We start from the raw sequence: 12,921 nt of genomic DNA, 5'->3' as shown, positions 1-12,921 counted from the left end.
AAGCATAACGCCGGGGCGGTGCCTGCGGCGCTCGTCGCGGGCGACTGTGCCATTGGTTGGTTTGACGCCGCCGCGTGCGGTCAGCAAGGTGGTTGGCTGTACCTGATCGCGTCCCGTCGCCACAGGAGAGCCTCCATGCATCGCCGCGACTTTCTGATCATGGGAGGCTTGGGCGCCTGCGGCCTCGCATTGCCCGGGTTCGCGGGCAGGGCGGTCGCCGCCGAGAGCTTCGCCGCGGTGCTCGACCCCGGGCTGAAGAAGCGCACCGCCGACGCCGCCCTGGACGTGGCCCGCCAGGCCGGTGCCGGCTACTGCGACGTGCGCATCGGTCGCTACCTGCGGCAGGCGCTGATGACCCGCGAGGACAAGGTCGAGAACGTGATCAACACCGAGTCGGTCGGTGTCGGCGTGCGGGTGCTGGTCGATGGTGCCTGGGGCTTCGCCGCGACCAGCGTGGTGTCCGAGGACGGCGCCGCGAAGGCGGCCCGGCAGGCGCTGGCGATCGCCCGGGCCAATGCCGGCATCCAGCGCGAACCGGTGCGCCTGGCGCCGGTGCAGGGCGTGGGCGAGGTGTCCTGGCGCACGCCGATCCGTCGCAACGCGATGACGGTGCCGGTCGCCGAGAAGGTCGAACTGCTGCTGGACGTGAACGCGGCGGCGATCAATGCCGGTGCCGACTTCGTCGCCTCGCGCCTGTTCCTGGTCAACGAGCAGAAGTACTTCGCCAGCACCGACGGCTCCTACATCGACCAGGACGTGCACCGGATCTGGGCGCCGTTCACCGTCACCGCCGTGGACAAGGCCAGCGGCCGGTTCCGCACCCGCGACGGCCTGTCCGCGCCGATGGGCATGGGCTACGAGTTCATGGAGCCCGATCCGCGCGCACGGGTGGCGCTGCCGGGCGACCTGGTCGCCTATGCGGACGCCTACGACATGCGCGAGGACGCGGTCGCCGCGGCCCGGCAGGCACGCGCCAAGCTCAAGGCGCCATCGGTCGAACCCGGCCGCTACGACCTGGTGCTGGATCCGTCCAACCTGTTCCTGACCATCCACGAGAACGTCGGCCATCCGCTGGAGCTGGACCGGGTGCTTGGCTACGAGGCCAACTACGCCGGCACCAGTTTCGCGACCCTGGACAAGCGCGATGCGGGGTTCCGCTATGGCAGCGAACGGGTCAATTTCGTTGCCGACCGGACCCGGCCCGGCAGCCTCGGTGCGGTCGGTTACGATGACGAGGGCGTGAAGACCGGGCGCTGGGATCTGGTCCGCGACGGCGTGCTGGTCGACTACCAGTGCACCCGCGATCAGGCCCACATCCTCGGCAAGCAGGCCTCGGACGGCTGCAGCTATGCCGACTCGTGGTCGAGCGTGCAGTTCCAGCGCATGCCCAACGTGTCGCTGGAGCCCGGACCCGGGCCGCTGAGCGTGGCGGAGATGATCGGCGACGTCGAGCGCGGCATCTACATCCACGGGCGCGGCTCCTACTCGATCGACCAGCAGCGCTACAACGCGCAGTTCGGCGGGCAACTGTTCTACGAGATCAGGAACGGCGAGATCGCCGGCATGATCGAGGACGTCGCCTACCAGATCCGCACGCCGGAGTTCTGGGGCGCATGTTCGGCGATCTGCGACGAGCGCGATTTCCGTCTCGGCGGCTCGTTCTTCGACGGCAAGGGCCAGCCACCGCAGGTGTCGGCGGTGTCGCACGGCGCCGCCACCGCGCGTTTCGACGCCATCAACGTGATCAACACCGCACGCAATCTGGGCTGATCCGGTCGCGCCTCCATGACAAAAGTCATTTGACGCGTCAATAGGCGGCCGCAAGAATCGAGGCGTTGTGTGCGGTACGCCGCGCATGCCCCGCCTCCAAACCCGCCGCGCGGCGCTCGCGCCGACGGCACCCCAACGGGAGAGCTGCCTTGCAACGACGCGACTTTCTGGCCCTGAGCGGCCTCGGACTCGGCGGACTGGTGCTGCCGACGTGGCTCGGCAAGGCGATCGCCGCCGAGGAACTGACCACCACGCTGGACGTCGGGATGAAGAAGACCCTGGCCGACGTCGCCATCAACACCGCCACCGGCGACGGCGCCAGCTACTGCGACGTGCGCATCGGCCGCTACCTGCGCCAGTTCGTGATCACCCGCGAGGACAAGGTCCAGAACGTGGTCAACACCGAGTCGACCGGCGTTGGCGTGCGCGTCATCGCCGGCGGCAGCTGGGGCTTCGCCGCGACCAATACCCTGACCGCCGACGGCGTCGCCCAGGCCGCGCGCCAGGCGGTCGCGATCGCCAAGGCCAATGCCAGGATCCAGCACGAGCCGGTGCAACTGGCGCCGACCCCGGGTGTCGGCGAGGTGTCGTGGCGCACGCCGATCCGCCGCAATGCGATGGAGGTGCCGATCAAGGACAAGGTCGACCTGCTGCTGGGCGTGAACGCCGCGGCGATGGGCGCCGGCGCCAGCTTCGTCAACTCGATGCTGTTCCTGGTCAACGAGCAGAAGTACTTCGCCAGCACCGACGGCTCCTACATCGACCAGGACGTGCATCGGATCTGGGCGCCGATGACGGTCACCGCGATCGACAAGGACAGCGGCAAGTTCCGCACCCGCGACGGCCTGTCCTCGCCGATGGGCATGGGCTTCGAGTATCTCGACGGCGCGGCGTCCGGCAAGGTGGTCTCGCCCAACGGCGTGGTCAACTACGGCAGCTCCTACGACATGCGCGAGGACGCCATCGCGGCGGCGAAGCACGCCCGCGAGAAGCTCAAGGCGCCGTCGGTCAAGCCCGGCCGCTACGACCTGGTGCTCGACCCCTCGCATACCTGGCTGACGATCCACGAGTCGATTGGCCATCCGCTGGAGCTCGACCGCGTGCTCGGCTACGAGGCCAACTACGCCGGTACCAGCTTCGCCACCCTCGACAAGCGCGAGCAGCGCTTCCAGTACGGCAGCGACAAGGTCAACGTGTTCGCCGACAAGACCCAGCCCGGCAGCCTCGGCGCGGTCGGCTACGACGACGAAGGCGTGAAGTGCAAGCGCTGGAACCTGATCGAGGCCGGCAAGCTGGTCGACTACCAGACCATCCGCGACCAAGCCCACATCCTCGGCAAGAACGAGTCCGACGGCTGCTGCTACGCCGATTCGTGGTCGAGCGTGCAGTTCCAGCGCATGGCCAACGTGTCGCTGGCCGCGGGCAAGGACACGCTGAGCGTGGCCGACATGGTCAAGGACGTGGAGAACGGCATCTACATCATCGGCGACGGTTCGTTCTCGATCGACCAGCAGCGCTACAACGCGCAGTTCGGCGGCCAGTTGTTCTACGAGATCAAGAATGGCGAGATCACCGGCATGATCGAGGACGTTGCCTACCAGATCCGCACGCCGGAGTTCTGGAACGCCTGCGTGGCGATCTGCGACGAGAGCGACTACCGCCTTGGCGGCTCGTTCTTCGACGGCAAGGGCCAGCCCGGGCAGGTGTCGGCGGTCTCGCACGGCTCCGCCACCGCGCGCTTCAACGGCATCAACGTGATCAACACGGCCCGCTCGCTCGGCTGACCGGCGTCCAGGAGACAACAGACCATGACCATCTTCACCGAAGACAAAGCCAAGGCCATCCTGGACAAGGTGATCGCCCTGTCCAAGGCCGACGAGTGCAGCGCGACCCTGGCCGGTGCGACCGAAGGCAACATCCGCTTCGCCCTCAACAGCGTTTCCACCAGCGGACTGGTCGACGACGTCGAGCTGGCGGTGCAGGTCGCGTTCGGCAAGCGCGTGGGCATCGCCACCATCAACGAGTTCGACGATGCCTCGCTGGAGCGGGTGGTGCGCCGCGCCGAGGACCTGGCGCGGCTGGCGCCGGAGAATCCCGAGTTCATGCCGGCGATCGGCAAACAGCAGTACAAACCCAGCCCGACCTGGAGCGAGTCGACCGCGGCGATCACTCCCGAGTTCCGCGCCGGAGTGGCCGCCGACTCGATCGGCCCCTGCCGCGAGGATGACCTGGTCGCCGCCGGCTTCCTGGTCGACTCCCGGCGTTTCGTCGCCTTCGCCAACAGCAACGGCAACTTCGGCTACCAGAAGGGCACCGGCTTCAACTACACCTGCACGGTGCGCACCGAGGACGGGCAGGGCTCGGGCTGGGTCGGACGCAGCGTCAGGGACGCCAGCGAGTTCGACGCCGACCGCGACGTGCGGGTGGCGATGCGCAAGGCCAGCGCGTCGGCGAAGGCGCGGGCGCTGGAACCGGGCAAGTACACGGTGATCCTGGAGCCGGCCGCGGTCGCGGGCCTGGTCTCGTTCATGATGAACTTCTTCGACGCGCGCTCGGCCGACGAGGGGCGCAGCTTCCTGTCCAAGCAGGGCGGCGGCAACAAGCTCGGCGAGCAGGTCTACGATCCGCGGGTCAACATCATCGCCGACCCGTGGGACGCCGATGCGCCGGTGATGCCCTGGGACGACGAGGGCATGCCGCGCGAGCGGATGCCGATCATCGAGAACGGCAAGGTGGTCGCGCTCAACTACTCGCGCTACTGGGCCAAGGAGAAGGGCAAGCGCGCGGTCGGCCAGCCGGGCAACCTGCTGATGGCCGGCGGCGACAAGAGCACCGCCGAGCTGATCGCCGGCACCGATCGCGGCATCCTGGTCACCCGCACCTGGTACATCCGCATGGTCGACCCGCAGACCGTGCTGCTGACCGGCCTGACCCGCGACGGCACCTTCTACATCGAGAACGGCCAGATCAAGTACCCGGTGAAGAACTTCCGCTTCAACGAGTCGCCGGTGATCATGCTCAACAACATCGACGAGCTCGGTCGTCCGGTGCGCGTGGCCGGCGACGAGTCCAGCCTGGTGATGATGCTGCCGCCGATGAAGCTGCGCGACTTCACCTTCACCTCGCTGTCCGACGCGGTCTGACCATGACCGGCGCCGCAGGACCATGAACCGCGCCCGGTTCCTGCGGCTGCTGGCCGGCGGCGTCGCCGGGGCCTGGTTGGCGGCGCCGCTGCGCGCGGCGGCGGCGGCCGGTTACGACTTCTGGTTCACCCGGCTGCGTTACGTATCAGGCGACTGGGACGTCGATACCCGGATGCCTTCGAACCTGATCACCGCGCTGATCGACTACACCGGCCTGCGGGTCGATCCGCAAGAGCATGTGATCGATCTGGCCGATCCGAAAATGCTCACCGCGCCGTTCTGCTACCTGGCCGGGCACAAGCTGGTCGACTTCAGCGTCGCCGAACGACGCAACTTCGAACGCTACGTCCGCAACGGCGGCTTCGTCTTCGTCGACGACTGCAATCACGACATCGACGGCCTGTTCGCCAAGTCGTTCGAACGGCAGATGCAATCGATCTTCGGCGCCGGCGCACTGCGCAAGCTGCCGAACAGCCACGCGCTCTACCGCAGTTTCTTCCGCTTCCCCGACGGCCCGCCGGCGACCAGCTTCGAGCTCAACGGCTGGGGCGACGACCTGGTCCACGACTATCTGCAGGGCATCGAGATCGACGGCCGCCTCGGGGTGCTCTACAGCAACAAGGACTATGGCTGCGAATGGGACTACGACTGGCGCAACAAGCGTTTCCTGGCCGAGGACAACACAAAGTTCGCGGTCAATATCGTGATGTACGCGCTGACCGCGTGACCCGCGCGCGACCGGCTGCGGACGCGGTCGCGACCCCACCGTCTTCTCCGCACGATCCGAATCCATGAACGACATCTCCGAAGCCGACATCCGGACCCAGACCGCCCGCATCGAGGAACTGCGCGCGGCGATCGCCCAGGCCATCGTCGGCCAGTCCGAGGTCGTCGAACAATTGCTGATCGGACTGCTCGCCGGCGGCCACTGCCTGCTGGAAGGCGTGCCCGGACTGGGCAAGACCCTGCTGGTGCGCACGCTGGGCCAGGCGATGCGGCTGCAGTTCCGGCGCGTGCAGTTCACGCCCGACCTGATGCCCAGCGACCTGCTCGGCACCGAGCTGCTGGAGGAGGACCACGGCACCGGTCACCGCCACTTCCGTTTCCAGCGCGGTCCGGTGTTCACCAACCTGCTGCTGGCCGACGAGCTCAACCGCACCCCGCCCAAGACCCAGGCCGCGCTGCTGGAGGCGATGCAGGAGCGCACGGTCAGCTTCGCCGGCGCGACCCATGAGCTGCCGGCGCCGTTCTTCGTGCTGGCGACCCAGAACCCGATCGAGCAGGCCGGCACCTATCCGTTGCCGGAGGCCCAGCTGGACCGGTTCCTGCTGCAGATCCGGGTCGGCTACCCGGACGAGGACGAGGAACGCTCGATCCTGGTCCAGACCACCGGTGCGCGGACGGCGCAGGTGCCGCAGGTGATGGACGGCGACCAGGTCTTGGCGCTGCAGGCATTGACCCGTCAGGTCCACGTCGGCGACGACCTGCTGGGCTGGATCAACCGACTGGTGCGGGCGACCCGGCCGGGCGAGGGCGCGCCGGAGCCGATCGCGCGTTTCGTGCGCTGGGGCGCTGGGCCGCGCGCCGGGCAATCGCTGGTGCTGGCGTCGAAGGCGCGCGCGCTGCTGCACGGCCGCCTGGCGGCGACGCGCGAGGACGTGACCGCGCTGGCGGCACCGGTGATGCGGCATCGGCTGCTGCTGTCGTTCGCGGCCGAGGCCGAACAGGTGAGTACCGACGACGTGATCGCCGCCTTGCTGCGCGACATGCCGATGCCCGCCGCCTGAGCCCAGGACCGTGACCCGGGAACCGGTGGCCCAGCTGATTCCTCCGCAGGTGCGCGCGCGGCTGCGCGAGTTGCGCATCGTGCCCCGGCGCGCGGCCGCCGGACGTGGACTGGGCATGCACGCCAGCCGCAGCCGCGGCAGCGGCCTGGAGTTCTCGCAGTACCGCGCCTACGAGCTCGGCGACGAACCGCGCCAGATCGACTGGAAGCTGTACGCCCGCAGCGACCGCTTCTTCGTCCGCGAGGCCGAACGCGAGAGTCCGCTGGTGCTGTGGTTGCTGTTGGATGCCAGCGCGTCGATGGGGCAGGCCGACGCGGGCGCGCCGTCGTTCACCCGGATGTCGGCGGCCCGCGTCCTGGCCGCGAGCATCGCCGAGATCGCGTTGGCGCAACACGACGCCTGCGGCCTGGTGGTGCTGTACGAGCAGGGCCTGCGACTGGTGCCGCCCGGTTCCGGGCCGCGCCAGCGCGACCGCCTGCAACTGGCGCTGCACGAGGCCGAGCCGGGCGGACGCTTCCCCGGCGCCGATCGCCTGCTGCCGTTGTGGGAGCGGGTCGCGCCCGACGACATGGTGATGCTGATCGGCGATTGCCTGGACGAGGCCTGCGTCGCGCTGGCCGAGCGCCTGGCCGCGGCCGGCCGCGAAGTGCTGGCGCTCCGCCTGCTGACCGTCGCCGAGCGCGATTTTCCCTTCGATGACGGGCGCCGTTTCCATGATCCGGAAACCGGCGAGGAGCTGCTTGGCGACGGCCGCGCGTTGCGTGAGGAATTCCTGCGGCGCTTCGGCGCGGCGCGGCGCGGGATGGATGCGCGCTTCGACGCCGCCGGAATCCGGCACGTCGAACATGTGCTCGACCAGCCGCTGGACCTGCCGTTGCGACGCCTGTTCGGCGGCCGCGCCGCCGTTGCCGGGGCGCGCTGATGTCGTTCGCCCTGCTGTTGCCCGCCGCGCTGGTCGCGCTGACGGCCTTGCTGCTGCCGCTGCTGATCCACCTGGCCCGGCGCAGCGAGCAGCGTCCGACCGAATTCGCCGCGTTGCGATGGCTGCGGCAGCGACCGCGTCCACGCCAGCGCATCCGCTTCGAGGAATGGCCGCTGCTGCTGCTGCGCCTGGCGTTGCTGGCCCTGGTCGCGTTGTGGCTGGCCCGGCCGGTGCTGTACGGGGAAGCGGCGGGTACTCCGTGGACGGTGGTGGTCGCCGGGGTGGATCCGGCGAGTCTGCCGGCCGCTGGCGACCGGGATGTCGAGGTGCGCTGGCTGGCGCCGGGCTTTCCCGACATCGCGCAGCCTGCTCCGCACGGGCCGGTGCCGTTCGCAAGCCTGCTGCGCCAGCTCGATGCCGAACTGCCGGCCGACATCGCGCTGACCGTGCGGGTGCCCGAGCGGCTGGAGCATGCCGATGCGCAGTTGCCGGTGCTTTCGCGCAAGGTCGATTGGCAGGTGGTACCGGGTGCGATGCCGCAGCCGCCGATCGCGGCGACGGCGCCGCCATTGCTGCATGTGGTCGCCAGCGATCCGGCGCCGCCCGCGCTGCGCTACCTGCGGGCGGCCACGCACGCCTGGTGGCCGGACCCGGATGCGGCCTCGGCGGCGGTCACCCTCTCCACTCCGGCAGGTTCCGCGCCGGCGGACGCGGTGCTGGTATGGCTGGAGCCCGGCGAGTTGCCGCCCGCGGCACGTGCCTGGATCGCCGACGGCGGTACCGCGTTGTTGGCGGCCGCGGTGTCGCTGTCCGATCCGCCGGCGATGGTGGCCGCATGGCGCGACGCCGACGGCACGCTCTTGGCAGAGGCCACGATGCTCGGTCGCGGCCGGGTGGTCAGGCTGACCCGACCGCTGTCGCCGGCGTCGATGCCGGTGTTGCTGGAGCCTGGGTTTCCCGCGCGCCTGCGTGCGCTGCTGCAGCCGCCGCCGGCTCCGGCACGGGCGCCGGCGCGCGCGCATGCGCCGGCGACCGGCGCCGATGCCTACCCGCAACCGCCACGCGATCTGCAACCGTGGTGGGCATTGTTGATCGCGCTGGTGTGGCTGGCCGAACGCTGGCTGGCGACCTCGCGCCGACGCGGAGCCCGGACGTGAGCGGCGCCGGCGGCGAACGGGATCCGTTGCGGCAGCGTTGGCGCGAGGCGCGTCTGCGGGTGGGCCTCGACACGCTGTGGATCGGGTTGCCGCCGGCGTTCGCGATCGCCGCGCTGGGTTGGCGCTGGGGCGATGTTCCCGCCACGCGGGTAGCCGTCCTGGCGGCGGTGGCGGTGCTCGCCGCGATCGCGATCTGGCGCATGCGTCGTATCGACGGGCGCTGGCTGCAGCGCCGTCTGGACACGCTGGCTCCGGGCATGGAGGACAGCGCCGCCCTGCTGTTTGCAGAACCGGCCGGGTTGTCGCCGTTGCAGCGCCTGCAGCGCGCCCGGCTGTGGCAGCGCGTCGCCGCCGCCCCGGACCTGCGGCCAGCATGGTCGCGGCGGGCGATCGCTACCGCGTGTGCGCTCGCGGCACTGTGCGCCGCCACCGCCCTGCTGTGGCCGGTCGGTGGACAGGCGCCGACGAGCACGCGCGACGCCGGTCGGGAAGCACCGTCGGCGCAGCTCCCGCAATTGGTCGCGCAACGCCTGCATGTCGCGCCGCCGGGCTACACCGGTCTGCCGGAACGGGAGGTCGACACACTCGATGCCAAGGCGCCGCAGGGCTCGCGCCTGCGCTGGCGGCTGCGTTTCGAGCCGCAGCCCGCGGCGGCGGCGCTGGTCTTCCATGACGGCGACAGGATCGAACTGCGGCGCGAGGACGAAGACTGGGTCGGCGGACATCTCCTGGAACGTTCGACTCTGTACCGGGTCGTCGCCACCGGCACGCAGGCGCGGGATCGATCGCGGCCGCAAGCGCCGCTGCACAGGCTCGATGCGATTCCCGACCGACCTCCGCAGGTGCGTGCGCTGGCGCCGGAAACCGGCCTCACCATGATGACGCCGGGCCAGCGCACCTGGCAGGTCGCGTTCGAGGCCAGCGACGACCACGGCGTCGATGCCGAAGCCCGCCTGCATGTCACCGTCGCCCGCGGCAGCGGCGAGCAGATCCGCTTCGAGGAAAGCGTGCGCATCCTGCGCGGCAGCGGCGAGCGCGCCCGCCGACGCTTCCAGGCCGGCATCGATGTCGCCGCGTTGGCGCTGGATTGGGGCGAGGACCTGGTGGTGCAGTTGGAAGTGCGCGACAACCGCCAACCGCGACCGCAGTCGGTGCGCAGCGGCAGCCTGATCCTGCGCCGGCCGCCGCAGCCGGTGCCGGACGTGAGCGGATTGGAGGGGCTGGCCCGGCAGGTGCTGCCGGCGTACTTCCGCAGCCAGCGGCAGATCATCATCGATGCCGAGGCGCTGCTGAAGCGGAAGCCGGCCATGACGCCCGAGCGCTTCCTCGACCGCTCCGACGCGCTCGGCGTCGACCAGCGCCTGCTGCGGTTGCGCTACGGGCAGTTCCTCGGCGAAGAGAGCGAAGGCGGTGCGCCGCCACCGCCGACCCACGACGCCGCGCAGTCCCCGGCGGCGCTGTTGCCGATCGACGACTACGGGCAACAGGCGCCGCCAACCGCGGACGGCGGTGCTGGCGACGACCACGATGACCCGCACGACGGCGACCACGACGGCGATCAGGACGCCCCGGCGGGCGCCGGTCACGCTGGCCACGATCATGCGGACCCGGCGCCGGACGATGGCGTGTTCGGTCGCGACGCCGATGTGCTGGCCGAGTTCGGCCATACCCACGACCTGCCGGAAGCGGCGACCCTGCTCGACCCGAAGACCCGCGAGATCCTGCGCGGGGCGCTGCGCGAGATGTGGCAGTCCGAGCTGGAGCTGCGTCAGGGACAGCCGCAGCAGGCCCTGCCATATGCCTACCGGGCGCTGGAACTGATCAAGCAGGTACAGCAGGCCGACCGGATCTATCTCGCCAAGCTGGGGTCGCAGTTGCCGCCGATCGACGAGAGCCGTCGGCTCGGCGGCGACCGCGATGGCATCGCCCGGCGTGCATTGCCGGCGGCACCGGGGCGATCGGAAGACGAAGTGCCGGCCCGGGTCTGGCGCCAACTGGGCGATCCGTCGCGGGCCACGCCCGATGACGAGGCGCTGGACGCGCTGGATGCCTGGGTGCGCGCGAACGGCGAGCGCCAGCGCGATCCGCTGGCCCTGGTCGCGGCCATCGACGCGCTGCGCAACGACCCGCTGTGCGGGACATGCCGCGAAGCGCTTGCCGGCGAGTTGTGGCGCGCGATGGCGCGCCCGCCGGCGACCGTGTCGCGGCGCGACGCCGCCGACGACGGCGGCGGACGCTATCTGGATGCGTTGGGAGCGCCGTCACCATGAACGCGAATCCTTCCGGCGACTGGCTTGTCGCACTGCTGAGCCTGGCGGTGGCCGTCGCCGTGCTGCGCTTGCTCTGGCGCCAGTGGCGCGGTCCGCAGCGTGCGCGCGGGTGGTGGCTGGCGCTGTTGTTGATCCTGCAACCGTTGTCGGCGTGGCTGCTGTACCGCAGCCTGGTGCCGCCGCCGCTGGCGGTCCGCAGCGGGACCCTGACCGTGCTCACCGCCGGCGCCACCCGCGCGCAACTGGCGGCGACCACGCGCGGCGAAGCGCTGGTGGCGTTGCCGGAGGCGCCCGAGCCGGGCGATGCCGAAGCGGTGCCGGACCTGGCGACCGCGTTGCGCCGCCACCCGGGCACGGCGCGGATCCAGGTGATCGGCGACGGGCTGGAGGCGCGCGATCGCGACGCGGTCGGCGGCATCGCGCTGGCCTTCGAACCGGCCGCGCTGCCCACCGGTGTGACCGGGCTGTGGGCGCCATCGCGGATCGCCGCCGGCGATGGTTTCGGCATCGGCGGGCGCGTGAACGGCGTCGACGGCGGCAGTGTCGAGCTGATCGATCCGTCCGGCCAACGCGTCGCGGCGGCCAGTCTGTCGGACGCCGGTGCGTTCGCACTCGACGGCACCGCGCGCGCGGCGGGCCTGGCGACGTTCAACCTGCAGGTGTTCGACGCGGAACACGAGCCGGTCGAGCGTCTGCCGGTCCCGTTGCAGGTGACCGATCCGCCCGCGCCGCGGGTGTTGCTGCTGGGTGGGGCGCCGAATCCGGAGCTGCGCGCGCTGCGCCGCTGGATCGGCGATGCCGGCATGCCGCTGCATGCGCAGATCGCGGTCGGAGCGGGGGTGCAACTGGGCGATCGGCCGCTGCCGATGACCGTCGACGGGCTCGCGGAATTCGACCTGGTGGTGCTCGACGAGCGTGTCTGGACAGGGCTGGGCGATACCCGCCGGCAGGCCCTGCTGGCGGCGGTTCGGCAAGGGCTGGGGTTGCTGCTGCGGGTCACCGGCCCGTTGCCGGCCCGGACCCGCGCCCAGTTGGACGCGCTGGGCCTGGCGGCGGACGCCGGCACCGCCACCGCCGCCTTGACCCTGCCGCAGCCGGAGGGGCTGGACGAGGCCGGCCTGCGTGCCCGTCTGGGCGGCGGTAGCGAGGACGCACCGCTGGATCTGGAACTGGTCGCCGCGCCGCCGCCGCGGCTGCTGCGGCGTGATCTTCGCTTCGAGGGCGCCGCCGCGGTCCCGTTGCGTGGACCCGCCGGCAGCGACTGGATGTACTGGAAGGCGCATGGCCGTGGCCGTATCGGCGTTTCCACGCTGGTCGACAGCTACCGCCTGCCGCTGTCCGGGCGCGGCGACCTGCACGCGGAATTGTGGAGCGCGGCGTTCGCGGCGCTCGCGCGCGGGACCGCGCAACCGCCGCGCGTCGACCCCGGCGCGCGCGAAGGGCATCGTGTCCGCATCTGCGGGGTCGGCGAGGCGGCATCGGTGACGGCTCCGGACGGTTCGACGTCGACCTTGTTGCCCGATCCGGCGGCGGGCCCGGAGCGCTGCGCCGGCTACTGGCCGCGCTTTCCCGGCTGGCATCGGCTGCTGCAGGACGGGGAAGCCTGGCCGTTCCATGTCCGCGCCAGCGGCGAAGCGCCGGGCCTGCGCGCCGCCGCGTTGCGCGAGGGCACGCTCGCGCTGGTCGGTGGCGACGCCTCCCCGAACGCGGCAGACGGGATCGTGCTGGTGCAGCGGCGCGGCGCGTCCTGGCCGTGGTGGCTGGCGTGGCTGGGCTCGGTCGCCCTGCTATGGGGTCTGGAGCGTTGGCGTCGCGGTCTCGTGGTGGCAGGATGACGGCGTGCGGTCGGCAGACCCGGACCGCCAATCTTTG

At 70.9% G+C, this 12,921-nt stretch carries 9 protein-coding genes; all 9 read left to right on the top strand.

All coding sequences use genetic code 11. The annotated features are described in order from the left end of the window. Positions 1-135 precede the first annotated feature (135 nt). Positions 136-1,770 carry a TldD/PmbA family protein gene (locus C9I47_RS12070; protein WP_111266963.1) on the top strand — a complete coding sequence of 545 codons (1,635 nt, stop codon included), beginning with the start codon at positions 136-138 and terminating at the stop codon, positions 1,768-1,770. Positions 1,771-1,919: 149 nt separating this feature from the next. Continuing rightward, the gene (locus C9I47_RS12065; protein WP_111266962.1) at positions 1,920-3,554 is read left to right on the top strand and encodes a TldD/PmbA family protein; all 1,635 of its coding nucleotides are present in this window, start codon (positions 1,920-1,922) and stop codon (positions 3,552-3,554) included. A 24-nt stretch (positions 3,555-3,578) separates the two neighbouring features. Next, positions 3,579-4,913 carry a TldD/PmbA family protein gene (locus C9I47_RS12060; protein ID WP_111266961.1) on the top strand — a complete coding sequence of 445 codons (1,335 nt, stop codon included), beginning with the start codon at positions 3,579-3,581 and terminating at the stop codon, positions 4,911-4,913. 22 nt (positions 4,914-4,935) lie between these two features. Continuing rightward, positions 4,936-5,640 (top strand): DUF4159 domain-containing protein, encoded by a 705-nt coding sequence (locus C9I47_RS12055; RefSeq protein ID WP_111266960.1) that lies wholly within the window; start codon positions 4,936-4,938, stop codon positions 5,638-5,640. A gap of 64 nt (positions 5,641-5,704) precedes the next feature. Beyond that, positions 5,705-6,700 carry an AAA family ATPase gene (locus C9I47_RS12050; RefSeq protein WP_111266959.1) on the top strand — a complete coding sequence of 332 codons (996 nt, stop codon included), beginning with the start codon at positions 5,705-5,707 and terminating at the stop codon, positions 6,698-6,700. Between the two features lie 10 nt (positions 6,701-6,710). Continuing rightward, on the top strand, positions 6,711-7,622 hold the full coding sequence (locus C9I47_RS12045; protein ID WP_223250119.1) for a DUF58 domain-containing protein: 912 nt from the start codon (positions 6,711-6,713) through the stop codon (positions 7,620-7,622). Then, positions 7,622-8,779, top strand: coding sequence for a BatA domain-containing protein (locus tag C9I47_RS12040; RefSeq protein ID WP_111266958.1), 1,158 nt, complete (start codon positions 7,622-7,624; stop codon positions 8,777-8,779). Before C9I47_RS12045 ends, C9I47_RS12040 begins: the two co-directional genes overlap by 1 nt. Next, the gene (locus C9I47_RS12035; RefSeq protein ID WP_223250118.1) at positions 8,776-11,049 is read left to right on the top strand and encodes a hypothetical protein; all 2,274 of its coding nucleotides are present in this window, start codon (positions 8,776-8,778) and stop codon (positions 11,047-11,049) included. The genes C9I47_RS12040 and C9I47_RS12035 overlap by 4 nt, the downstream gene beginning before the upstream one ends. Next, entirely contained in the window at positions 11,046-12,884 is a 1,839-nt protein-coding gene (locus C9I47_RS12030; RefSeq protein WP_111266957.1) for a carboxypeptidase regulatory-like domain-containing protein, read from the top strand. The genes C9I47_RS12035 and C9I47_RS12030 overlap by 4 nt, the downstream gene beginning before the upstream one ends. The last annotated feature ends 37 nt before the right edge of the window (positions 12,885-12,921 follow it).

It is taken from the genome of Marilutibacter maris (genome assembly GCF_003233695.1).
Lineage (GTDB): Bacteria > Pseudomonadota > Gammaproteobacteria > Xanthomonadales > Xanthomonadaceae > Marilutibacter > Marilutibacter maris.
This window is presented reverse-complemented; position numbering and strand designations above follow the sequence as displayed.